Origin of the sequence: uncultured Nisaea sp., from assembly GCF_963974195.1 — a bacterium.
GTDB lineage: Bacteria > Pseudomonadota > Alphaproteobacteria > Thalassobaculales > Thalassobaculaceae > Nisaea.
The window spans coordinates 22,175-45,205 of record NZ_CAXBDC010000028.1 but is presented as its reverse complement, the minus strand read 5'-3'; the positions used below and the strand labels follow the sequence as shown (position 1 = coordinate 45,205).

Below are 23,031 nucleotides of genomic sequence, written 5' to 3'. Positions count from 1 at the left end.
CCGCCAGGTCATCTACGAACAAGGCAAAACGTCGAAAAACAGCTTAACCTCCACAATGCAAAACAATCACACCCATGGCGCGGGGTGGAGCAGCCCGGTAGCTCGTCAGGCTCATAACCTGAAGGTCGCAGGTTCAAATCCTGCCCCCGCAACCAAATCAACCACGCAATATCAACGGCTTACGCATATCCAGCGTGAGCCGTTTTTGATTCCGGAATGCCTTTTTAGAACAAAAAACGTGCGCGCAGATCAGTGCTCAAACTCGCATGCTTCATGGGTAAAGGATATCTGCTGGGGGCGGGAATTTTACCCGGATCTTCACACGCATTGTCGAGGTTGACCGCTCGGGGCGAGTTCCCTATTTTTCGCGCGCGTCGTTCAGTCGGTACAGCAGCTAGATTGTAATCAGCGGGGTCCGAGGTTCGAGTGCTTTCGCGCTCAGCACGCAGTCCCAATCCCGGCTCGCCTTTTCATGAGCTAACTGCTAGATCCATGAACATGCCAGTATCTTCCGTCACAGTGAATGCCGCCGCAGTCAAGGCTCCGTCTTTTATCGGCTCTGCGCTTGGACCCTATATCGTGGTCTGGCGCAATCCGTTGCTGCTGATTCGCATGGTTGGCCGCGAGGTGGCGTCGAAATATACCGGCTCGTTCGCCGGGTTGTTCTGGGCGGTATTGACGCCCTTGCTGATGCTCGCGGTTTTCACGTTTCTGTTCGGGACGATGTTCTCGCCGAAGGCGGCAAGGATTGATGCGACGACGGACCTTACGACCTTCGCGAAGTTTCTGTTCGCTGGTCTGGTCCTGCACGGTTTTCTGGCCGAAGTGATCACCCGGGCGCCGAACGTGGTGCTGGGCAATCCCAATCTCATCAAAAAATTCGTTTTGGCGACAGAACTGCTGCCTTTGGCGTCGGTGATCAGCGCCGCGACGACGGCATCGATCGGCCTTCTGGTTATGCTCGTCGTCCATGTGGCGACATCGGGGACCCTGCCCCTGACCGCGCTGTTGGCGCCTCTGGTCCTGCTGCCCTTCGTGATCATGATGGCCGGGGTTGCATGGTTTCTTTCGGCTGTTGGCGTGTTCCTGCGTGACATCGGGCATGTGACCGGATTGATGGCAACTGTGCTGTTGTTCCTCGGGCCGGTTTTTTACAAGATCGAAACCTTACCGGAGGTGATGCGTGACGTGGTTTATCTCAATCCTTTGACCGTTCCGATTTTGGGGTTACGGCGCGTTCTGCTGGACGGAATGCCCCCGGAGTGGCTGGGTTTGACGATTTATAGTGGTGCCGCATTCATTGTTGCCTGGATCGGTTTTTACGTCTTCGTCCGGTGCAAGAGGACTTTCGCGGATGTCATCTGACGGGGCTCTTTTGCCCGACGACGTGGTGATCCGGGTCGAGGATCTCGACAAGGTTTACCGTACCTTCACGACCCCGATTGACCGGCTCAAGCAATGGGCGCTGGGCGGCAAGCGCCAGTATTATCAGGAATCATGGGCTCTCAAGGATATCTCCTTCGATATCCGGCGCGGAGAAGCCGTGGGGCTGGTGGGACGGAACGGAGCGGGAAAGTCCACGCTTCTGCAGGTTCTGGCCGGTACGTTGCGCCCCAGCAGGGGCCAGGCGCTGGTACGCGGGCGGGTTTCCGCCCTGCTGGAACTCGGCGCCGGGTTCAATGGCGACTTCAGCGGCCGTGATAATCTTTATATGAACGCCGCTATTCTCGGCCTCTCTCGCGATGAGATTGATGAGCGTATGGATGCGGTCATCGATTTTGCCGATATTGGCGATTATATCGATATGCCCGTCCGGACCTATTCAAGCGGGATGTATGTTCGCCTGGCCTTCTCTCTCGCCATCAGCGTTCAGCCTGACATCCTCATTGTGGATGAGGCACTGTCGGTCGGGGACGAGGGTTTTCAGAACAAGTGTTTCGCGCGGATACGGGACTTCCAGGAAGCCGGCGGCACCTTGTTCTTCGTCTCGCACAGCCCGCAGGCGGTGATTCAGTTTTGCCGGCGTGCGCTCCTGATTGATGACGGCGGAGTGCTGCTTGATGGCGAGCCGAAATCGGTGATCGACCAGTTTCATCGCCTGGTCTTCGCACCGGCGGAAAGCCGCCGCGAAATCATTCGCGATATCCGCTCGGGCGGCGCCTCCAGTGGCGCCATTGAAGATGATACCGGCACTGGATCAGGAATGGCGCCTGAGACCGCAGTCGGCGAAAGCCATGATGTCAATCTGACGGCCAAGGGCCGGACGGAGTTGCCGGAGAATGGTGCCCGGATCCTGAATCCCCGGATCGAAACTCTGGAAGGGGTGCCGGTCAATACCCTGATCCGGGGAAATCAGTACCGGTTTTGCTTCGATGTCGAGTTTCTCGCCGACGCCTGGCAGGTGCTGTTTCAGATGATGATCCGGACCCATGCCGGATATCCGCTGGGCGGCAGCCGGTCTGCGCGGCCGTCGGAGCTGACGCTGAGCGTGACCGAAGGGGAGCGCGCGACGGCATCCTTCACTTTTACGTGCCGTCTGTTTTCCGCATCCCACTATACGATCAGTTGTGGGGTGATGGGACGCGCGAACAGCGAATTCGGGTTCCTGCACCGCATCATCGATTCCGTCATGTTCCGCGTGCAGGCCGATCCGGACCTGATGCCCCAGGGACTGGTCGATTTTGAACTCGACCCGGATATATCCTTCTCTACAAACCGTGACGATAACCTGAGCACGAGCGAACCATGACCCGACCTAGCGCGACATTACTGCCGACCGGGATTGGCCAGACGCTTGCCTGCATGCTTGGGCGGGGCGTTATGGCGGAGCCCGTGATCATCTGTGCGACCGGGGGATCTGGAACCCGGGCAATGCGGGTTATTCTGGAACGGGCCGGAGTCTTCATGGGCGATGGTGACGCCGTCAACAATGTTGGCGACGCGATGCCTTTCGAACAGTGTCTCGATGATTACATCAACGCGGTGATGACGGAGACACGCAGTCTGGATTACCGGCTGGACTCGCTGTCTGACGGACTGCGTAAGCGGGTTGTCGGAGATTTCAGCAGCTGTGTGCGTCACTGGCTTGCCGGGCGACCGAGGGCTGCGGCGCGATGGGGCTGGAAGAACCCGCGCGCCATGTATGTGCTGCCTGTCATCCGCGCCATATTCCCAAAAATGCGCGTCATTCACATGGTGCGTGACGGCCGTGACATGGCCGTGTCCACCAACCAGTGGCAATTCATCAAGCATTACGAGGCGGTGCTTGGCAGGGAGAGGGTTGGCGACGACGACCCGATTGAATCATGCCGGCTCTGGAGCAAGGCGAACCTGGACGCCGCGCGCTGGGCGGAGCGCGAGCTTCCCGGCCGGTATCTGCGGGTACGTCTGGAAGATCTGGCGCAGCGGCCCTGGGATGTGGGCCGCGAGGTTCTGGCCTTTCTGGATCTTGACCAGAGACAGCTGGACCATGCCATCGGCGAGATCGCCGAGCCTCCGAGCCTTTTCCGCTGGCGGCGGATCATCCCCGAAGACGTGCTTGAAACCATCCAGAACGAGAACCACGCAGCGCTTGAGGCATTTGGGTATTTGGCGGATGGGATGAGCGAGCGCGCGCCCTCCAGAGTACCAGCCGCCCCATGACGGACGGAACGGCGCCGGCCCGCCGAGCCTTGATCGTGCTGGGTATGCATCGCAGTGGAACTTCCGCGCTGAGTGGGACCCTCTGGCGTCTGGGGCTGGATCTCGGATCCAATTTGATGCCGCCTGAGGAAGGCTCCAATTCACTCGGTTTCTACGAGCACAACAGTATCGTGCCGATCCATGAAATCCTGTTGCGCGCCATGGGCTCGCACTGGAGCAGCACAGATCCGTTTCCGGAAAACTGGTTGGAGAGTGCCGCGGCGGATGAGGCGCGGGCTTCTATTCGTGCTGTGCTGGACCACGACTTTCCGCGCGGAACGTCCAGCGATTGGGGGCTTAAGGACCCGCGGCTATGCCGGTTTGTTCGACTCTGGCGTCCGCTTCTGGATGACGTTGAACCCTGTTTCATTCTGGTGCGCCGGGATCCGGCTGAGGTTGCCGCGTCCCTGAACACGCGTGACGGTATGGCTCTGGAAGACGCGGCATGGCTCTGGTGGCGTTATATGTCGGAAGCGGAACGCGACACGCGTGGGGCGCATCGCATCTTCGTGGATTATGACCAGCTGCTGAGCGATTGGCGGGGGCTGATTGAACGGATAGGCGCGGCATTCATGCTGCCGGGTATGTCAGCTCTGGCTCTTGATCAGAACGGACCGGGGGCACAGGAGGTCGACCGGTATCTGGATCCGGCGGAACGGCATCACCGTGCCCGTACCATGCGCGACCACACCGGACTGCCGGAGAAGGTCGCATCCTTTGACGCGATTTTCCGGGCGGCGGTCCAGGGGAATGCCGGGGAGATGGACGAAGCCTTCGCTGAGTTGGATCACGACGCTAAAGCATAGTGACGAGCGGCCCCGTTAGCGCTGTCACTGCCCGCGAAGTGTGAGAAGGATAGGAGGTGGGGGTTGGTTGACAAAATTTTATCGTTCTGTCACTACCCGGCGGCTAACCTTCTTTTTTTATTACTTTCGTGGACCCGAGCGTGGCCCTTTCAGTAGTGATCCCGACCTATAACCCGCGTCGGTCGCTGGCCGACCTGCTCGATAAATGCATGGAGCACGCGGGAGGGATCGAGCTGGAATTCGTCGTGGTAAACGACGGCTCGACGAACGATGCCGCCGATCAGCTTGAAAAATGCGCCGAGCGTTTCGACAACCTGGTCTGGACAACGATCGAAAACAGCGGTGCCGGCGTGGCCCGGAATGTCGGTGCCGACATGGCGCGGCACGATGTTTTGTTGTTCCTGGGCGATGATATCACGCCGGTCAATGACGATTTCTTCCGCGCTCACGCCGAGTTGCACGAGCGGATGCCGGGCGACAATGTCGCGGTTCTCGGCAAGGTCGTCTGGCCGTCGCCAGATGACTTCGACGTGTCTTTCGTGATGAGCCATATCCAGGGCGGCGGCGGCGAGCAATTCGGGTATGCGCATATCCCACCCTATACCGAACTCGACTGGCGGTTTTTCTATACCGCGAACATCTCGGTCAAGAAGTCGGTCGCGAAGAGCTGGGCGAAAGACGGTTTCAGCGCTTCTTTCCAGACTTATGGGTATGAGGATATCGAGTTCGCGTACCGGCTGTTCAACCGGTCACAGGGCCTTACGATCATCTACGCGCCGCTTTCGGTGGGCACGCATCATCACAAATATGACGTCGCAGGGTTCCTGCGCCGCCAGGTCAGCGCCGGTAACGCGGCGCGGGAATTCGTGCGCATTCACCCTGACGTGGCGGCCATGGTGGCGCCCGAGCGGGTTTCACAGGCTCTGAGTGAACCGATCCTGCCGGAAGAAGATCTCAAGATCCCCGATCAACTGTTGTTGATCGAAGGGCTGAAGGCCTGGATTCGTTTGCTTGAGGGAAGCGGCCGGATGGGCAGCGAGCATTGGCATGCGGCGGCATTGTCGGCCATGTTCCGGTTGGCCTATGCGCAAGGCTATATCCTGGCCGAGACCGATCCTGAGGCCAATCTAGGCGCCGCTTATGACGTGGCGCTTACCCGGTTCCGCGATGACATGAACCGGACCGCCTTCATCGAATTCACCGGCTCACTCATTCCGCCCGGTCAGCTTTATCCGGACGGGAACTCCGGACTGCCGCAGTTGATGGGAAGAGGGCGCCTCATGTCGTCACTGCGCCTCTGGGCAACGCGCCGCCCCTTCGTGGTTTCAGTCTACCGTATGCTTCGGCGCGCGGTTGGTGGCTGAACTGGAGAGCGCGGAGTGTTTAGTGTTCTAATTCCCGTCTACAACCATCAGGACTATGTCGCTGACGCGGTTCAGTCGGCCCTGGCCAGCCCGCTGGTTCATGAGGTTTTGCTGGCGGATGACGGATCCAGTGACGAAAGCCGCTCTGTGATCGCGAGGCTCGCGGCAGAGCGCTCGGGACGGGTCAGGGATCTTACACCGCCCGAAGGCGGTAATATTGGCGCGCATGCGCGGTTGAACCAGTTGGCGGAAGCGGCCGGTCAGCCCTGGCTCGCAGTGCTTAACTCCGATGATATCTTCGTACCGGCTCGTTTCGAGGCGGTACAGATGGCGGTAAACCGGACGCGGTATGATTTCGTAACCGGGCATATCGCGCTTATGGACGATGGCGGTGCCCCTCTTGGTATCAAGCGGGGGCCGTTATCTCCGGAATTTCCGTTTCCCCGGGAGATGAAGGTTCGCGATCATCTTGCGGAACATGATCTTCTGCCAATACTGGCCAACCAGAACTTCATCGCGACCACGAGCAATATGCTGTTCAGCAAGCGGCTGTATCAAAAGATCGGCGGTTTCCGCGACTATCGCTATGTGCATGACTGGGACTTCGCGTTGCGGGCCGCATTGCTCGGCAATGTATTGTTCCTTCCGCAAATTCTGGTCCGGTACCGGACACATGCCTCCAACACGATCAAGGAGGATGGCAGTGCTGTCACCACCGAGGTCCGTCGTCTGTTCAAGAAGATCGCCGGAGAATACGCCGAGTCATTTTCGATGACGGATGTGAAGGCTGGCCTGGCCGGTAATCGTTATCTCCGTGAAGAGGGCGTGTGATCATGGCTATTCGCGCCGCGCAGCCGCTTCTGGGGAAAAGCTGTCTTGTCCTCGGGGCCGGCGGGTTTATCGGGTGGAATCTCGTTCATCGGCTTCGCGACGATGGTGCGGCTGTGATTGCGTTCGATATGCGGCCGGCGCCAGACGGATGCCCTGGAGATGTGGAGTGGGTCGAGGCGGGACTTGATGACCATGAATGCCTGTCGGCTCTGGTAAGGCGGGCGGATACGGTTTTCCATCTCGCATCATCCTCGACACCCTCCTCGGCGAACGCGGATCCCGCAGGGGATGTGGGCAATTCCATTCTGCCGGCCCTGGCCCTGCTCGATATGTTGGCCGAGTCAGATGCGCGTCTGGTTTTTGTTTCTTCGGGCGGCACTGTGTATGGCCCGGACGTTCCGGTCCCGACGCCTGAAACCGCGCCGACAGATCCGATCAACGCCTATGGCGTCAGTAAGCTCGCAATAGAAAAATACATTGCGATCAGCCGTCGTCAGCGTGGTCTGGACGCGATCATTCTCAGGGTGGCCAATCCCTATGGTCCACATCAGAATCCTTTGCGGGGACAAGGCGCTATCGCTGCATTTTTGCATCGCGCGCTGACTGGTGAGGTGATCGAGATTTGGGGGACGGGGGAGGTGATTCGCGATTATATCTATATCGGGGACCTGACCGCCGCGCTCTCCGCATCAGCGATTTACGATGGCCCGCACGGGCTTTTCAATATCGGTGGCGGCAGCGGATTGAGCCTGAACGACATCATTTCCAAAATTGAACCCCTGTTCGATACGCCGCTCCAGGTTGAACGCAAACCGGGCCGGCCTCTCGATGTCCCGGCCAGTATCCTTGATATTTCGCGTGCCCTGGAGCATCTGGGCTGGCGTCCGGAGACCCGGATCGAAACGGGCCTTTCCCAAACGCTCGACTGGTTGCGGGGGGTGATCGCCCCGCGTTCCTGAGCTCGCGCCGGGGTTTGGATCCGATGCGGTGCGGCCGGCTTCTCTCCGCTGATTTCGGTGCGCCCCGGAGTTTGATATAAACTAGGCTCAAAATGGGGGGCAGAATATCATGGCGGCTGAAGTCTTCGCGGTACACGGGGTAGCAGCAACGGAAGCCGGAACGGCAAAGGCCGATGCGCTGATAGCACTCTGTGACGATGCGATGCCGTCGGACAGGCGGTCATGGTTGGTTTTTGCAGACGGGATTGATGCCGCCGCCGTCGCGCATATCGACAAAATTATTTCATTCTCGCCATCAACCATTGCCGAAATCGGCCCGGAAAAAATCGTGACGGCGCCGCTCGATGGCCCGGCGCTGGCCCTGTTCGAGCCCCTGCCGGAAGCTCCGACGCGGGCCTTGTCCTCGGTATTGATCGATGCAACGGGGGATGAGCCCTGGATGCGGAGGCTGGTCGAGCAGTTGCTCGGGAAATACACATTGACCGCAGCCTCCCGAAACCAGGAAGACCTTGCCGGGATGCTCCGCAACGATGCTGTGTGGTCGTTGGTGGCATCGCGACGCGTGGACTGGGTTGATCTTATCAGTAGGCATGATCTCGTCATCACCGCTGATCCGTTCACGGCGGCGCTCGCGAACGGGATCCTGAAGCCTGCATTATTGATTGACCATGATCCGGTTGAGGGGCTTCCGGCCTGCTTTGCCGCGGAGTTGGACGGTATTGCGGATCAGCTCTCCCGTCTGGACATGGTGGCGGCCGGGGCAGATCTTTTGAATGCCAAACGCCGGGCTCACGGGCGCGCCCTTGATGACATGCGCGGCGCGCTTGGCGGGAGCGGCGCATGACGCCGATATTCGACCGGTTCTCCCGGCATGGAGAAGATCCGGACCCGGGAGCCATATCGGGAATTCATAGCGGAAATATCGGCGATATCATTTACGCACTGCCGACGGTTCGTGCGCTCGGCATTACCCATATGATGCTGAACGTTTGCGAGGATCCCGGTGCCGGCGGTCGAATTCTCACGGAGGCAATGGCGAAATCCCTGGTTTCCCTGTTGCTGGAGCAACCGACCATCAAAACGGTGGATATTGTCGGCGTGCCGGTCCGCTTGGGGGCGGGGTACGGGTATCAGGCGAAAGTGTCCACGCTGGTCAAGGGGCTGCCACTTGAGCACATTGCTCCTGCGACATTGGGTGTGGATTATATTCTGGACCAGTTCCGGTTGCAGCCTCTGGAGCGACGGCACCTGGTTCATGCGCACGCAATGGCTTTTGGAGCCCGCGTCGATCCTGCACGTGCCTGGATAGAGCAATCGGTGTCAGCAACACCGGGTAAGGGGATCGCGGTCTCCGTCACACCGCGTTATCGGAACCGTCCGAACGAGCGGCTTGCGGAAATCCTGGATGGCTTTGGTCCGGTGACCCTGATCGGTTTCAGCAAGGAGTTGCCAAACTATTTTGGTATCGAAGGGGAGTTGCGGGAATTCTCGGACGCCCGGGAGCTGTCCACTTTTCTCGCTGGCTGTTCAGCTTTCGTGGGCGTCCCCTCGTTTCCCGCCGCGATCGCGGAAGCGATGAAAATACCGCGGCTGATCGATCTTGCCGATGATCTCGTCAATGTGTTCCCCGTTGGTCCGAACGGATGGGCGATGCCGGAGGCGACGGAAGGTGCACGCCACCTGCTTGCCGGTCTTTTGCGCGAACCGGAAACGATCGCCAATCGGGTTAAGCCCGCCGTCCAAATTGCTCCCCCTGAGCCCAGGACATCCTGCCGGTTCACGCTGGAGTGGGAACAGGCGGGGGCGGTGATCGGCGGCACGCATCGGGTGAGAGCTGAGGCTACATTGGGCCGGGCGCCGGTCCGCGTCCATATCGAGGTGCCGCGTCTGGTTGATACTCCCGCTGCTTTTGAGCTGGTGATGGAGGCGCGCGCCGGCGCGCTTGAGATTTCCAATCTCAGATGCGTGGAAAGGGGGGCTACATTGTGGACCGCGCGGGAGGCGGGCGCCATGACCATGGTCGATGACAACAACGTGTCGGCGCCGCCCGGAATCTTGCGCTGGCTACGGGAGAATGACAGCCCGAACCGCGTTCGGATAAATGTGCCTGAGACCATTCGGGATCGGGTCAGGGAGGGGCATGTTAGTTTCGTATTCGATTTCCGGATGCCGCAGATATCTGAGGCTGGGCAATGGGCCGCGCGCACGATCGTCGGGTTGAGAGACGCCCTGTCGCGGGAACGGGCCGGAACTGAGCGTCTGCAGAAAGAGTTGTCGTCCGCCCGGCAGGAGCTGTCGGATTCCGACGACAGGCTGGCAAATGTCTATCGATCGACCTCATGGAAAGTAACAGCTCCGCTCCGCAGGGTGACGGGGTTATTGAAGCCGAAACAGGGCAAAGTGCGTCATGACAAATAAAACGGCGGCCGGGCTGAACCGCACGGCGGTCTTCACCAGCATTGTCGCGAATTATTTACCCAAAGCGCGCGTTCTCGCCAAATCGGTCAAGCGCCAGCACCCTGAATGCTGGTTTGTCGCCGTGGTCTCGGAGCCATGGCCGGATGATTTGGATCTTTCGGAAGAGCCTTTCGATGAGGTTATTGGTCCTGCGGAGCTCATGGAGTCCGGGCTGGCCCCGGGACGGTTCGAAGCCTGGGTGTTCTCACACTCGATTGTCGAGGCGTCGACGGCGGTGAAGGGAACGGCTCTGAAGCGCCTTCTCGCCGATCCGCGCCATGACAAGGTCATCTTCCTTGATCCCGATGTTGCTGTATTTGGAGATCTCTCTCCTATCGCGGCGCGCCTGGAAGAGCGACCGATCCTGTTAACGCCGCATGACCTGACGCCAATCCGCACCGGAGACAGCGGGGGTGATTATCTTCAGGCGATCCGCGATCACGAAATCATCCTGCTGCGCCATGGCGTCTATAATTTTGGTTTCTTTGCCGTCGCCGACCAGCCGGAGGGGCGCCGCTTTGCTGAATGGTGGGCCGACCGGCTGACCCATTTCTGTATCGACGAGGTTTCCGAAGGGCTTTTTACGGATCAGCGGTGGGGCGATCTTGTTCCCGTGTTCTTCCCCGATACCGAAATACTGACGGACCCGGGCTACAACGTGGCTGCCTGGAACCTGATCCACCGTAAAGTGTCCGGTTCCGTGGAGAATGGCCTCGAGGTGAATGGAACCCCCTTGCGGTTTTATCACTTCACCGGTTTTGACTCTGGGGCGCACACGACCGTCAACAAGGCCTATGGCTCGAGCCAAACTGCGGTTGCTCCCTTGCTGGACTGGTACGAGGAGGCTTGCAGGGCTGAAGGACAGGAAACCGAAGGCCGCCGAGTCTGGGCCTATGCCTGCTATCTGGACGGAACGCCGATCACCATGGCCGAGCGCCGTTTCTTCAGACATCATCCCGATGTCGAAGCGACCTTCCAAAATCCGTTCCAGGTTGCTCCCGATCCGTCCTTCAAGGACTGGTATCGGGATCATGTCGGCGCGCCGTGAGTGCAGGAATTATGATGTTCAAACGGCTTATTGCCAGGATTTTGCTGTCACTGCCGGGCGGTGATCGCATGCTTTCGACATTGCGGGCGCTGGTGCGCGGAGCGCCAATGACACCGGCTCCAACCGATCATGACGAGCAGGTCCCCTTCGCCGTTGTCCTGCCCGGATCAACCGATCCAACGGGCGATTATGACGGTTTCACGATTATCGATGAAGCTGCACTCGTCACCTTCTCGGGGGGGCTGGTTTATGCGCCGGACCCGAATGCACCACGCCTCGGTGCGGCTCATCTCAGAAACATGACGCTCGCGGCGGAAGTGAACGGCCTTGATATCGTGCTTGCGTCTCACGGGCTGGAGGAGCCGCCCGCGATGCGGTGCCTTTCCGGGCCTAATCATTCGCTGCGCCGGTATGGAGCCACACCCGGTCCGATGACGGGGCGAGTCTTGCGCTTGTTGCCCGAGCCGGGCGAGGGGGTGGGGAGCACGACCCTCGACGCATTGTTCCCGGAACAAGCGGTGACGCATCCGGCCGGGACAATCGCAGAATTTCGTGTCGGCAATGCTTCGCCGAAAGCAGCCTATTCGGGTGCCTGGAGTCCGACGCCGCTGACAGACGATCGTCCTGTCGTGCTTGTCCTGCCGATCTTTCTCGCGGTCGGCGGCGTTGAGCGCAATACAATCGAGATCATCCGCGCGCTTCGCGACAAGTATCATTTCGTGGTCGTGACCACCGAACGTCTGCACAAGGATCAAGGCAGTCTGCATCATCAGATGTCGACGGTTGCCGAGGTGATCTACGATCTCGCCGAGATTGCGGAAAACCATCACCATATGCAGCTGCTACAAAAGCTGAAGGAGGGTTACCGGCCCGATCTCGTCTGGATCTGTAACGGCTCGCCATGGCTTGCCGACAATGCCAGGACGCTGCGTGCGCTGTTCAGTGACGTGCCCATCGTCGACCAGCAGGTTTATGACACGAATGAAGGCTGGATCCAGCGATACGGTGAAGCGGGCATCCAGTCCTTCGATCGCTTTATCGCGATCAACAGCCGTATTCGCGATGTCTTTACCGACAGACTGGGCATGGCGGCCGGGAGTATCGATCTTATCTACTCGGCAATCGATGCGCCGCGCTTCGACAGACCGGAGCCAAGCGCGGAGGAGAGAGCGGCACTCGCTGGGGCACACGGTCTTCCCGCCGACCGTCCGTGCTTTGCTTTCATTGGCCGGCTTGTGGAGCAGAAGAACCCGCTTGCGTTTCTTACGCTCGCGGCAGAGTCCGCCAAAGCTGGAAAGAGTGATCATTTCGTTCTTGTGGGCGACGGCGTGCTTGGGCCGGACTGCGATGCCTTCATTCGTGAGAAGGGCCTCGCGAACGTGACGCGCATCCCGTTCTGTGACGATCTGACCCGTCTCTATCCCGTCCTTGCCGGCCTCATCGTGAGTTCACACTATGAGGGATTACCGATCGCGATGCTGGAAGCTATGGCGATGGGGGTGCCGGTCTACGCGACGGATGTCGGTGATATCGGCCCGGTTCTTGACGATTATCACACTGGCTTCGTATCGAGCGATATCGCCGGTGGTGCGGAATTTGGTGCCGGATTTCTGAAATGGCGTGACCAGCTCCCGGCGTTCACCGTGGCGGCACGCGATGCCGCACCACGCATGCGCGCAAGGTTCGGCGTTGCCGCAATCGCCAGAAACTACGAGGAGTGCTGGGAAAGCGCCTGGCGCGAACGGCGGCAGGGGTAGGACCAGCGAGCCTTACCGGTCCGGCACGTCGATTTCCACGGGCTCAGTGGTTGCCCAATCAAGCAGGCCGACCTTGCACATCCATACAAGATGCCGGGCCAGGAACTCATGCGGCACCTGGCCGACGGCCGCGACCAGCTCCATCAAGGATATCTCGCCGCGTTCGGTGACCAGAGTGCGGATACGGTCGGTGGCTTCGGGGGGCAAGCGCCAGATACCGGTGAGGTTGTTCAGCGCTGTATTGTGATGCGCCAGACTCTCCGTTACCGCAGCCGGCGGTGCCGGGCGGAACAGGATATCTCCGTCCAACCGGGTACTGGCGAAGCTGGCGAACGCGCCGAACGGGTCGTTTCGGACCGGGTTGGCCCGGGGGGCGCCGTCGGCCTCGTAGGCTGACGCAGACTGGCGGATGGCTCTCAGCTCTTCGAACAATGCCGCATACTGGGCAATCACCACCGGCCAGTCGAAGGTCTGGCGCGCGTGCACGGCTGCAGCCGCGCCCATTCGTGCAGCCAGTGCCGTGTCCGTCGCCAGGGCGGTCAGGGCATCCGCGGCTGCCCGGACATTGACCGCCACATGGGCGGCAACCTGGGCGACGTAGATCTGGTAGTTGTCCATGCCGAGAGCATGGCGTTGCGCCATCTGTCTGCCGGTCCCGCCCGGCGCCATCATGGTGGGGATGCGGAAGCCGGTGACGCCGTGACGTACCGTTGCCCGGTAGCCGTCCCAGTCGCTGACGACCACTGGCAGGCCGGCGGCCATCGCCTCGATCGGGGTGATCCCGAACGTCTCCTGGATATTGTCGACCAGCGAGACGAAGACATCCGACGCTGCCCAGATCCGTTCGAGCACGCCGCTGTCGTTTCCGTCGAGGAAACGCACTTTTACTGATGGGGCATACAGAGTTGCCGCAGCCTCCCAGTGACCGCGTCCCTGGTCGCCATCGGGGAACCATCCTGCCATCAGGAATTCAACGGCCCGGCCAGTGCGCCGCGCGGTCTCCTCGGCGGCGGCGAACATGGCTTGGGGATAAGCCTTTTCAAAGAACGAGAGGCGTCCGACCCAAAGCAGGGCGAAGGCGTCTTCGGCGACGCCAAAATACTCCCGCGCCTCGCGGCGCCGGCTTGCTTCGCCGCGAGCGGCGAAGGCAGCGGCGTCTATCCCCAGCGGGATCACGGGCAGGTGTGGCAGTGGCAATTGTCGCTGCGCACCGGGGCCGGCGAAGCGCGCCGTCATATAGTCGCTTGTTTCTTCCAGCAGTGTGCGTAGGTGACGTTCAACCGCCGGTGATGTGCATATCAGGGCATCCCATGGCTCTACCGGGCTTGTCACGGCTTCGGCCGTATAGGCCCGCATTGCCTGGGGCGCGAGAGAATGGACCAGCCCAACAAGGCTGTAGGCCCGTTCGTTGGTCTGACGCCGCTGCCACGCCAGGTCCCCGATTTTTGCCTGGCCACGGAACAAGGTGCCGCGAGCAGAGATCGCCCGGTGATTCAGAATGGAGGTCGAAAGGATCGGTTTTGGCGCCGGCCCACCGTCAAACAGGTTTGACGCCAGTTTCACATCGTCGATTTTGTTGTGCACAAGGAACAGCTGATCGTCCCACGGGCCATGCTCTGCAAATGCCCTGAACAGTCCGCGATTTGCGATATCCTTGCCGAATGGATTGGTCTGTTGCCGCATCGGGTTGTCGCCGATGTAGATGGCGCAGCCGCCCGCCATAAGCTGTTTCCCGGTTTTTGTAGATGCAGGGCGAAGAAGGTTAGGTGTTTGATATAGTTCCCTAACGCTGGTCCGTAAAGCGTGGCCGGTCTCGATGGAATAGCAGACCGGGAACAAAATACGGCCCTTACGCTCTCTTCTTGCAGAGCAGCACGATCATCAATATCGGCCCGCCAATCAGTGCGCTCAAAAGCCCGGCGGGGAGTTGCCAGGGGAAATAGATGGTTCGGCCGAGGAAATCCGCCGCCACCATTAGCGTTGAGCCGATCAGTGCCGCGCCGATGATTTGTGGCAGGCATCGTTGCAAGCCTGCCTGCCGGGCGATCTGCGGGGCGATGAGGCCGATGAAGCTGAGGGCGCCGACGCCGAGAGACGCGACCGCTGTCAGCAGTCCGGCGAGTGTGAGTGCGAGGAGCTGAATGCGTTCCACCCTTGCACCGGTCGCGCGCGCGAGGACGCTGCCCACGGAAAGCAGCTCCAGCTGGCGGGCCAGTAGCGGCAGAAAGGGCAGTGTCAGCACAGCCGCCCCCACCAGCGCGGCGGCACTCGTCATATCGGCTTTGTAGGTGGATCCCGCCATCCAGCCGAGCAGGATGAGCGCGCGCGGATCGCCTGTCGCGGTCACAACCGAGAGCAGTGCGAACAGGAAAGTGGCAAGCGCCACGCCCGCCATGAGGGCCCTGTTGCCCGACAGCGCGGACTTGCGGATGCTGAAAATCAGCAGGCCGAGGGCCGAGAGGGCACCGATCGCGGCGCCGGAGGTGAGCGCGAGATGGCCGGGCGCGGCGGCACAGAGCAGAACGACAAGCAGCCCCATGCCAGCGCCAGCATTAACACCGAGAACTTCCGGGCTGGCCATCGGGTTGCGCAGCAGTCTTTGCAGAATGACACCGGCAATGGCCAGCAATGCGCCCGCGGTGCCGGCGGCAACCGAACGCGGCAGGCGCCAGATCAGCAACCGGTCCAGCATTTCCCCGGTATCCAGCACCCACTGTCCGCTCCCGTCCCGCCCGATGACTGTTGCGCCCAGGAACAGGCCGAGCAGCAGAATGCTGACGGGAACCACGACACGGAGGAGAGGGCGCCGGGCCAGGGTGAGGGCTGTTGCGCCCATAACCGATGCCGGCGCGGCCGGCAGCTTCCGGATCAGCAGGAAAAGCACGGGTGCCCCGAGCACGGCGGTCACGGCGCCTGCGGGAAGGAACATTCCCGTGGCCTTGCTCGGGAGCTGGAGGGATTGGTCTGTTGTCGTCAGCAGGCAGGCGCCGACCAGGGGGGCCAGGAACAGACGGCTGCGGAATGTCCGGGCTCCGATGGCCCGGGCGATGGCCGGTGCCGCGAGGCCGAGGAAGCCGATCACGCCAACCGCACTGACGGTGAAGGCAGTGAGGATGACCGCGAGAGCGAGCGCCGCCGCGCGGATCGTCGCAATGCGCAGGCCGAGGCCGCGCGCCGTCTCGTCCAGTTGCAAGGCCGTCATCGGCCGGACAAGCAGGCCCGCCGCAACCGCGCACATCGCGATGCGGGGGAGCAGATCCCAGAAGGGGCGCCAGTCCTGCTGGCTGAGAGAGCCGCTTCCCCAGATGAACAGACCGGAGAGCTGGTAATCGTTCAGCAGGATGAACGTGGACGACAAGGCGCTGAGGTAGAAGCCGACGATCAGGCCGGAAAGGACCACGGCGAGGGGACGGAAGGCGAATTTCCGCGACAGGAAGAAGACAATGCCCGAGGCAAAACCGGCGCCTGTCAGGGACACCAGATCCCGGCTCCAGCCGAGTAATGCGGGCATGAACAGGATGGCCAGCGCGATGGCCAGCCCGGCCCCGGCCTCAACGCCCAGGGTCGAGGGCGAGGCCAGAGGATTGCGCAGGACTTGCTGGAAGAGGGCGCCCGCCATGCCGAGTGCAATCCCGCAGAGGGGTGCCATTGCCAGACGCGGCAGCAGGCTGAATCGCATCAGCAGCGCGTCGATATCCCGCAGATCGGGCGTTCCCGTCAGGCGAACAAGGCCGAGATCCATCAGGCCCGGGCCAAGATTGATCGTGGCGGCGAATGCCGCCAGTGCCGCGAACAGCACGGCCCAGAGCATGGTCTGGCGGGACGTACTAGGCATGATCGCGCTCAAGCTTCAGGAGAAGCCGGGTCATGCGGGTTGCCGCGGGCAGGGTGCCGAAAGCCAGCACGTTCGGAAAGCGCCGCACCCTGCCTGCCTGGACGAAAGGAAGGTTCTGCCAGAGCGGGTTACCCGCGAGCAGGGCTTCGACATCCGGCGGCACGGGATCGAAGACCAGAACCCAGGCGTCGCCGATATCGACCAGACTCTCGATCCCGGCGGTGGCGAAACCCCAGCCGTTGATCGATCCCGGCCAGCCGTTCCGCAGATCGAGCCGGTCGAGCACATCCTGAATGATGCAGTTCGGACCATAGATCCGGACATGCCTTGTATCGATGAAATGCAGGAAAACCAGCGGATGCTTCCTCAGCCGCGAGAGCTTCGGACGTGTTGTCTCGAACAGATGTTCCGTCCCGGCGATCAGCTCTTCGGCGGCGGCTTCCCGTCCGGACAGCGCGCCCAGCCTGCGCGTCGCGGCCAGAATGTTGGGATAGGGCGAGGTGCCGAGCGCGTGGATCGGGAAGGACAGGACCGGTGCAATGCGTTCGAGCTGATGCCGGACACCCTCGAGGTAGGGAGTGGAGACAATGAGATTCGGTTGCAGCCGTTGCAGCAGCTCGAGATTCATTTCCCGCGCCGTGCCGAGATTGACCACGTCCGGCGGCAGAGCAGGCTCGATGGTCCAGACATTCCAGTTCGGGATCTGGGCGATTCCGGCGAGATCCGCCCCGATCGAGATCAGGGTCTGGGCAAGGCCATGATCCGGCGTGACAAATCGCGGCTCGTGGTCAGATGCACGGGCATGGAAGGGCGCGAACGCTCCTGCCAGGGCGAGGCCGGTGAAGGCGCGGCGGGAGATCGCCCGGGATTTACCGGACATAGCTGATGGCCTGCCCGGTATCCGGATGCGGGAAGATACCAAGCGGTACACCGAACAGCGCCTGGAGCCGGTCCGGCTGCATCAGGTCGACGGGTGTCTCGAACGCGGTCAGGTTTCCGCTGGAGAGCACGATGATGCGGTCGCAATAGCGGGCGGCGATGTTGAGATCGTGCAGAATGACAATCACGGAGCGGCCATGATTGCGGCTCAGACCGGAGACGAGATCCATGAGCTCGTATTGTTGTGAAATATCGAGCGCGGAGATCGGCTCGTCGAGCAGCAGGCAGCGCGCATCCTGGGCAACGAGCATGGCGAGGAATGCTCTCTGCCGCTCCCCGCCGGAAAGACTGTCGACGAAGCGATCGGCAAAGCGCGCCGTATCGGTTGCCACCAGTGCCTTCTCGCAGATTGCCTCATCCGCCTGGCTCGTGCGTCCGAACGGCCCGTGCCAGGGATAGCGGCCGAGCGCGACCAGTTCCCGGACTGTCAGACCATCCGTGTCCGCGTTCTGTTGCGGCAGATAGGAAAGCCGGCGGGCGAGCTCCCGTGGTGCGTAATCACCAAGGGGGCGTCCCTCGAACTGGGCATGCCCGGTGCCCGGAGATATCTGCCGCGCCAGGATTTTCATCAGGGTCGACTTGCCGGATCCGTTATGCCCCAGCAGGCCGATCACGCAACCGGCGGGCAGATCCAGCGTCAGCGGGTGCAGGACAGGCTGGCCGTCATAGGCACAGCCGACGTGCTCGAGGGAGAAGAGTGGAGAGGAGGTCATGTGGTGCTTTTTCCGGCGGCCCAGTCGAAAGCGGTCTGCACGGCCCGGTTCACGGCGACCGGTAATACCGACATGTGGTTCTCCCCGGCGAAGAGCTCGAACGAGGCGGCATCCTTGCGCCCGGTCCGCTCCACGATTTCGGCGGCAAGCTCCTCCGCAAGGCCGACCGTCCGGATTTTGCGGCGATGGGAGAGACGTTGCTCCTCGTCTTCCCGTCCAACCTCGAAGGGTGCGGGCACGTCGTTTTCATATTCCCCGGCGGAAAGCAGCACTCGACCGGTGAGCTTGCTCCAGTCCGCTTCCGTCATCCGGTCCAGGCAGGTGCGGACAATCGCGTCTTCCCAGTAAATCGCCGGGCTGGCCGCGACCCAGTTCCGGAATGCGTCCGGATGTTGAGACAGCGCATAGAGCGCGAAAAGGCCGCCGAAAGAGTGGCCGAACAAGGTCTGCTTCGTCCGGTCGATGGGATAATGGCGCTCCAGCGAGGGGCGCAGGGTCCGCAGCAGGAAGTCGAGAAATTCTTCGGCCCCGCCGGTCCGCACGATCGGTGTGTTCTCGAAGAAGGGCGGGTATTCGGCGCCGGGGGGCGGGCCGAGATCCCAGGACCGCCGGAGGGGGTCGTAGGCGTCGTCCGTCGGGTATCCGATCGCGACGATCATGCCCTTGCAGACGTTGGTGCCCTTGGGATAGCCCGCCTGCGCGCGCAGGGCGTCGGCGGCGGTGGCGATGACGGCATTGCCATCGGTCATGTAGAGCACGGGCCAGCCATCCGCCGGTGGCTCACCATCGGGGACATGGACGAAGATCCGGTACAAATCGCCGCTGCCGCGGAAATCAGTGCACGGGACGTCAAAATAGCAGGTGCCCGGCTGTGAGGCCGGGCACCCATTCGTCAGATCAAACGTCAAGTTTCAGCCGCCTACCAACGGTAGTTCAGGCTGGCGATGACGGTACGGCCGCGGCCAATATAGCAATAGCCGCTTTCGCACATCACCTGGTCTTCATCCCCGAGATTGGTGCCGTTGACCGCGAAGGTCGCGCCCGGGGCGAACTTGTCGAGGCTGTAGCTGATACGGGCATCGAACAGGAGACAGGCGTCATTCTTCGCCGTGTTGGCGGTGTTCGCGAAATTTTCGCCGGTATAGCGGGCGCCAAGGCCGAGTTCGAGCCCGTCGAAAGTCGGGTCGGTGAAGCTGTAATTGCCCCAGACGGAGGCCAGATGCTCCGGCACGCCAACCGGCACATTGCCTTCATTGCCATCGTTGCTCTTGGTGACTTCCATGTCCGTGTAGGAATAGTTGGCCACCAGTTCGAGGCCTTGGAGGATTTCCGTTTTGCCTTCCAGCTCGATCCCGCGGGAACGGACTTCGCCGGTCTGGATGGTGTTGGTCGGATCATCCGGGTCGGAGGTCTTGGCGTTTTTCTGGACGAGATTGAAGGCGCTGATCGTGAAGAGGCTGCGGCTGCCCGGAGGCTGATATTTCAAGCCGAACTCGACCTGCTCACCTTCAGTCGGATCGAGATAGGCACCGGCCTTGTTGGTTCCGAGTTCCGGAATGAAGGAGGTGGAGTAGCTCACATAAGGCGCGAAGCCGTTATCGAAGAGATAGAGCAGGCCGGCGCTGCCGGTGGTCGCACCGTCTTCCTGTGAGGTCTTCGTGTCCGTCAGCAGATTGTTCTTGGTGGTTTCCGCCTCGTCGTGACGCAGGCCGAGATTGAGCCGCCAGTTCTCGTAGGCGATCTGGTTCTGGGCGTAGAAGCCGATCTGGTGTGCTTCGGTGTTCTGCCAGCTGATCTTGTTCGTCGGCCGGTTGATGTCCTGGTCGTAGTCCGGATAGCGCATGTCGAGGTCCGGCGCGCTGCCATAGGTGTATTCGACATTGCCGTCGATATGCAGGTAATCGACACCAGCGATCAGCGTATGCTCGAAGGCGCCCGTGTTGAAGCGGGCCTGACCGGACGTGTCGACGGTGATGTGCTGGCTGTCCTCGTAGATGCCGTAAGCGGTGCGCGAGAAGGTATACCCATCGCTCTGCAGCGTTTTGCTGACATACTGATTGATCGTGTTGAGGTCTGTGTAACGCAGGTTCTGTCGTAGCGAGAAAGTCTCGTTGATCTCGTATTTTGCTTCGTAGCCGCCTGAATATTGCTGCTGCTTCAGCTTGTCGAAATCCTCATCCCCGGTCCAGAAGGTGGTGATCTTTCCGTTCGCATCCTGATAGGGGCGCGGTGAGCCGGCGGTCTCGTATTCCTGCGCGCTGCCGAGCAGGGTGATTTCCAGCTTCTCCGTCGGCTGCCAGCTGACGGACGGAGCGAAATATTTCACGTTATTGACCACGCCCACGATGTTGGACTCGCTGTCGCGGGCAACACCGACGACGCGATACTGGACGTCGTCGCGGTCGAGGACCGGGCCGCTGAGATCGAATTGTCCCTGGGCATATTCGTCGGTACCGCGCTGGATTTCGACCTCGTGGTGGGCTTCTTTTGTCGGACGCTTGGTGACACGGTTGACGAGGCCGCCCGGGCTTACCTGACCGTAGAGTACCGAGTTGGGGCCTTTCACCACATCAAGGCGCTCGAGCCCGTAGGCTTCGGTATGCGGATAGGACAGCCAGCCGATATTCGGCTGACGCATGCCGTCGAGGAAGTCGGCGGTGGTGACGAGGTTAAAGCCGCGGGAGCGGATCTGGTCGAAGCGCATGTCGTTGCCATAGGCATCGACCTGCACGCCAACCGTATAGCGCAGTGCTTCCTCGACGCTCTGGACCTTGCGGTCGGCGATTTCGTCGGCGGTCACGACGGAGATCGCGCGCGGTGTTTCGATCAGCGGCGTGTCCGTCTTGGTGCCGCTGGCGCTACGGGTGGCGACATAGCCTTCGACCGGCCCGGTCGCCGTCTGCTCGGTGGCTTCGACCGTCAGCTTGCGCAGCGTGACCGTGCCATCACTGCTTTGCCCCAGCTTGCTGATGGTGACATTGGAGGCACCGGTGAAATCGTGCTGCAGGGGAAGGCCCGCCAGCATGATGCGGAGCGCGTCTTCAGCATTGTAGCTGCCGGATACTGCGCTGGAGGTCAGACCCTCGGCAATGGACGGCTCGAACGCGACCTGCAAATTGGCTTGCTGTCCGAAGGTGATCAGCGCTTCCGCCAGGGGTTGGGACGGAATGTTGAAATCGTGCGCTTCGGTTGCCTGGGCCAGTTCGCGCGCCGCACCCGGCGCTTCGGCCTGCTGCGGCGTGACGGCTTCGGCGAGCGCGTGCGAGCCGGTCAATACGACGACGCCCAGCGCCAGTGCGCTTGTTGTTGCAAGCAATCCCCTGCGGTCGCGCCGGATTTCCGGCGCGTTACCACGGGATGTGGCGCGCGTGCGTGCCTTTCGGACAATCATTATTCAGTATCCCCTTTACGGATGCGCCAGACGGCGCAAATGCAATCCCCATGCGAATGAGAACAATTCGCAAAAGACCAGACGGATGGGGGCTTCGTTTTTTAAGGGGCGGGGACGAATTTTTTTTCGGTGGTCTGATCCGGCACCGGTCAACCCGGTGTGACCACGGCGAGAAGAGAGGGGATTTCATGCACGGAGGCACCGTGCGGATGCAGGGCGGCCCGCAGCGCTTCGATGGGGTTACTCAGATCGAACACACCGCTGACCCGCTTGTCAGCCACCCCGCCGGGGGCGAGGAAAATGCGTCCCGGATAATAAGGCTCAATCCGTTCCACGAGGTCGCGGATACTTTCCTTGTCGGCAATCAGAAGCCCGCGGCGCCAGGCTGCGATATGCGAGACGGGAACCTCTGTCCGCATAGCCTCGCCTGTTCCGCGCTCAAGGAAAAGCCGGTCTCCCCGAGTGAGCGTCGCAACCGGCTTTTTCTGGCTGGCCGCCCCGGAAGCAACCTTGACCCGTCCGCCTTCCACCTCGACCGTGACGGTCTTGTCGGCGAGGCGGGTTCCGAATTCCGTGCCCGTGACGGTCACCACGGTGTCGCCCGCCACGACCCTGAAGGGGCGCTTCGGGTCGGACTGGACGGCAAAGTATGCTTCCCCGGCCAGTATGGTGACCTGCCGCATCTGTTCGGTGAGCGTTGTTTTCAGGGCACTGCCGGCATTGAGCGTGACCTGGCTCCCGTCGGAGAGATCATACTGCGCAACTTCGGCGACACCGCTGGAAAGGTCCGCGTCGGCATAGTCCGGCGGCGCGGCGGCGATGAACACGATCAGGGCGATACAGGCGGCGAGAGCACCTGCAAACACCGCACGCCGGACAGGATGGCCCCGATGTGGCCTGAGGGGGGTGACGGTGGCGGCCGGGGTTGTGCTCCCGGCCGTGTCCGCATGGTTTTCCCAAAGCCCGGAGAAGGCGGGTGTGGCCGCTCCGCTGACCTGCCAGACCTTTTCGGCCCGCCGGAATGCGGCGCCATGCAATTCGGACGCTGTGAGCCAGCGCGTGAAAGCCTTATGCAAACCGGCGTCATCGGGCGAGGCGCGCAGTTGAAGCAGCCAGTCCGTGGCGGCATCAAGGGCGGCATCAAGCCGGTCTTCACCATGCCCGGAAGAAGTCTCTTCCGGGTCCCGTTTTCCCGTGCCTCGATGGGCGCGGCGGGGCGCGTCTTCGTTCTGTTGCATCGGCTCTCCTCA

At 61.3% G+C, this 23,031-nt stretch carries 18 protein-coding genes and 1 tRNA gene; 12 read left to right on the top strand and 7 right to left on the bottom strand.

Features of this window, described 5'->3' with window-relative positions; all coding sequences use genetic code 11:
* The first annotated feature begins 78 nt into the window (after positions 1-78).
* The 12 genes from AAC126_RS08490 to AAC126_RS08435 all read left to right on the top strand — a co-directional run bounded on the left by AAC126_RS08490 (position 79) and on the right by AAC126_RS08435 (position 12,903).
* Positions 79-155, top strand: a tRNA-Met gene (locus tag AAC126_RS08490).
* Between the two features lie 343 nt (positions 156-498).
* Entirely contained in the window at positions 499-1,365 is an 867-nt protein-coding gene (locus AAC126_RS08485; RefSeq protein WP_339852157.1) for an ABC transporter permease, read from the top strand.
* Complete coding sequence (locus AAC126_RS08480; protein WP_339852155.1) at positions 1,355-2,749, top strand: ABC transporter ATP-binding protein; 1,395 nt, start codon at positions 1,355-1,357, stop codon at positions 2,747-2,749. The genes AAC126_RS08485 and AAC126_RS08480 overlap by 11 nt, the downstream gene beginning before the upstream one ends.
* Complete coding sequence (locus AAC126_RS08475; RefSeq protein ID WP_339852154.1) at positions 2,746-3,642, top strand: sulfotransferase; 897 nt, start codon at positions 2,746-2,748, stop codon at positions 3,640-3,642. Before AAC126_RS08480 ends, AAC126_RS08475 begins: the two co-directional genes overlap by 4 nt.
* Before the next feature lie 116 nt (positions 3,643-3,758).
* Positions 3,759-4,487, top strand: coding sequence for a hypothetical protein (locus AAC126_RS08470; RefSeq protein WP_339852152.1), 729 nt, complete (start codon positions 3,759-3,761; stop codon positions 4,485-4,487).
* Positions 4,488-4,627: 140 nt separating this feature from the next.
* The gene (locus tag AAC126_RS08465; protein ID WP_339852150.1) at positions 4,628-5,851 is read left to right on the top strand and encodes a glycosyltransferase family A protein; all 1,224 of its coding nucleotides are present in this window, start codon (positions 4,628-4,630) and stop codon (positions 5,849-5,851) included.
* A gap of 15 nt (positions 5,852-5,866) precedes the next feature.
* A complete protein-coding gene (locus AAC126_RS08460) occupies positions 5,867-6,682 on the top strand; it encodes a glycosyltransferase (RefSeq protein ID WP_339852148.1) in 816 nt (271 codons plus the stop codon).
* A 2-nt stretch (positions 6,683-6,684) separates the two neighbouring features.
* A complete protein-coding gene (locus tag AAC126_RS08455) occupies positions 6,685-7,641 on the top strand; it encodes an NAD-dependent epimerase/dehydratase family protein (protein WP_339852145.1) in 957 nt (318 codons plus the stop codon).
* Positions 7,642-7,750: 109 nt separating this feature from the next.
* On the top strand, positions 7,751-8,485 hold the full coding sequence (locus AAC126_RS08450) for a hypothetical protein (RefSeq protein ID WP_339852143.1): 735 nt from the start codon (positions 7,751-7,753) through the stop codon (positions 8,483-8,485).
* Positions 8,486-8,616: 131 nt separating this feature from the next.
* Entirely contained in the window at positions 8,617-10,059 is a 1,443-nt protein-coding gene (locus tag AAC126_RS08445) for a hypothetical protein (RefSeq protein WP_339852140.1), read from the top strand.
* Positions 10,049-11,146: a hypothetical protein gene (locus tag AAC126_RS08440; RefSeq protein WP_339852137.1), complete on the top strand. Its 1,098-nt coding sequence runs from the start codon at positions 10,049-10,051 to the stop codon at positions 11,144-11,146. Before AAC126_RS08445 ends, AAC126_RS08440 begins: the two co-directional genes overlap by 11 nt.
* A gap of 14 nt (positions 11,147-11,160) precedes the next feature.
* Positions 11,161-12,903 (top strand): glycosyltransferase family 4 protein, encoded by a 1,743-nt coding sequence (locus AAC126_RS08435; protein ID WP_339852135.1) that lies wholly within the window; start codon positions 11,161-11,163, stop codon positions 12,901-12,903.
* 12 nt (positions 12,904-12,915) lie between these two features.
* Here the strand turns inward: AAC126_RS08435 and AAC126_RS08430 are convergent, their stop codons facing one another.
* The 7 genes from AAC126_RS08430 to AAC126_RS08400 all read right to left on the bottom strand — a co-directional run bounded on the left by AAC126_RS08430 (position 12,916) and on the right by AAC126_RS08400 (position 23,019).
* The gene (locus AAC126_RS08430) at positions 12,916-14,625 is read right to left on the bottom strand and encodes a glycosyltransferase family 4 protein (RefSeq protein ID WP_339852132.1); all 1,710 of its coding nucleotides are present in this window, start codon (positions 14,623-14,625) and stop codon (positions 12,916-12,918) included.
* Positions 14,626-14,752: 127 nt separating this feature from the next.
* Positions 14,753-16,738, bottom strand: coding sequence for a Fe(3+)-hydroxamate ABC transporter permease FhuB (fhuB, locus tag AAC126_RS08425; protein ID WP_339852130.1), 1,986 nt, complete (start codon positions 16,736-16,738; stop codon positions 14,753-14,755).
* Positions 16,731-17,618, bottom strand: a complete 888-nt coding sequence (locus AAC126_RS08420) for an ABC transporter substrate-binding protein (protein ID WP_339852127.1) — start codon at positions 17,616-17,618, stop codon at positions 16,731-16,733. The genes fhuB and AAC126_RS08420 overlap by 8 nt, the downstream gene beginning before the upstream one ends.
* Positions 17,608-18,390 (bottom strand): ABC transporter ATP-binding protein, encoded by a 783-nt coding sequence (locus tag AAC126_RS08415; protein WP_339852125.1) that lies wholly within the window; start codon positions 18,388-18,390, stop codon positions 17,608-17,610. The genes AAC126_RS08420 and AAC126_RS08415 overlap by 11 nt, the downstream gene beginning before the upstream one ends.
* On the bottom strand, positions 18,387-19,205 hold the full coding sequence (locus AAC126_RS08410) for an alpha/beta fold hydrolase (RefSeq protein ID WP_339852122.1): 819 nt from the start codon (positions 19,203-19,205) through the stop codon (positions 18,387-18,389). The genes AAC126_RS08415 and AAC126_RS08410 overlap by 4 nt, the downstream gene beginning before the upstream one ends.
* A 104-nt stretch (positions 19,206-19,309) precedes the next feature.
* Positions 19,310-21,781, bottom strand: coding sequence for a TonB-dependent siderophore receptor (locus AAC126_RS08405; protein WP_339852119.1), 2,472 nt, complete (start codon positions 21,779-21,781; stop codon positions 19,310-19,312).
* Between the two features lie 149 nt (positions 21,782-21,930).
* Positions 21,931-23,019 (bottom strand): FecR domain-containing protein, encoded by a 1,089-nt coding sequence (locus AAC126_RS08400; protein WP_339852116.1) that lies wholly within the window; start codon positions 23,017-23,019, stop codon positions 21,931-21,933.
* Between the last annotated feature and the right edge of the window lie 12 nt (positions 23,020-23,031).

What these genes read in the sequence shown, in the direction of transcription:
- AAC126_RS08415 (WP_339852125.1), bottom strand. Translation starts at nt 18,390, where the DNA reads ATGACCTCCTCTCCACTCTTCTCCCTCGAGCACGTCGGCTGTGCCTAT.
- AAC126_RS08430 (WP_339852132.1), bottom strand. Translation starts at nt 14,625, where the DNA reads ATGGCGGGCGGCTGCGCCATCTACATCGGCGACAACCCGATGCGGCAA.
- AAC126_RS08475 (WP_339852154.1), top strand. Translation starts at nt 2,746, where the DNA reads ATGACCCGACCTAGCGCGACATTACTGCCGACCGGGATTGGCCAGACG.
- AAC126_RS08435 (WP_339852135.1), top strand. Translation starts at nt 11,161, where the DNA reads ATGTTCAAACGGCTTATTGCCAGGATTTTGCTGTCACTGCCGGGCGGT.
- AAC126_RS08480 (WP_339852155.1), top strand. Translation starts at nt 1,355, where the DNA reads ATGTCATCTGACGGGGCTCTTTTGCCCGACGACGTGGTGATCCGGGTC.
- AAC126_RS08485 (WP_339852157.1), top strand. Translation starts at nt 499, where the DNA reads ATGCCAGTATCTTCCGTCACAGTGAATGCCGCCGCAGTCAAGGCTCCG.
- AAC126_RS08420 (WP_339852127.1), bottom strand. Translation starts at nt 17,618, where the DNA reads ATGTCCGGTAAATCCCGGGCGATCTCCCGCCGCGCCTTCACCGGCCTC.
- AAC126_RS08400 (WP_339852116.1), bottom strand. Translation starts at nt 23,019, where the DNA reads ATGCAACAGAACGAAGACGCGCCCCGCCGCGCCCATCGAGGCACGGGA.
- AAC126_RS08440 (WP_339852137.1), top strand. Translation starts at nt 10,049, where the DNA reads ATGACAAATAAAACGGCGGCCGGGCTGAACCGCACGGCGGTCTTCACC.
- AAC126_RS08470 (WP_339852152.1), top strand. Translation starts at nt 3,759, where the DNA reads ATGCCGCCTGAGGAAGGCTCCAATTCACTCGGTTTCTACGAGCACAAC.
- AAC126_RS08405 (WP_339852119.1), bottom strand. Translation starts at nt 21,781, where the DNA reads ATGATTGTCCGAAAGGCACGCACGCGCGCCACATCCCGTGGTAACGCG.
- fhuB (WP_339852130.1), bottom strand. Translation starts at nt 16,738, where the DNA reads ATGCCTAGTACGTCCCGCCAGACCATGCTCTGGGCCGTGCTGTTCGCG.
- AAC126_RS08455 (WP_339852145.1), top strand. Translation starts at nt 6,685, where the DNA reads ATGGCTATTCGCGCCGCGCAGCCGCTTCTGGGGAAAAGCTGTCTTGTC.
- AAC126_RS08445 (WP_339852140.1), top strand. Translation starts at nt 8,617, where the DNA reads ATGATGCTGAACGTTTGCGAGGATCCCGGTGCCGGCGGTCGAATTCTC.
- AAC126_RS08450 (WP_339852143.1), top strand. Translation starts at nt 7,751, where the DNA reads ATGGCGGCTGAAGTCTTCGCGGTACACGGGGTAGCAGCAACGGAAGCC.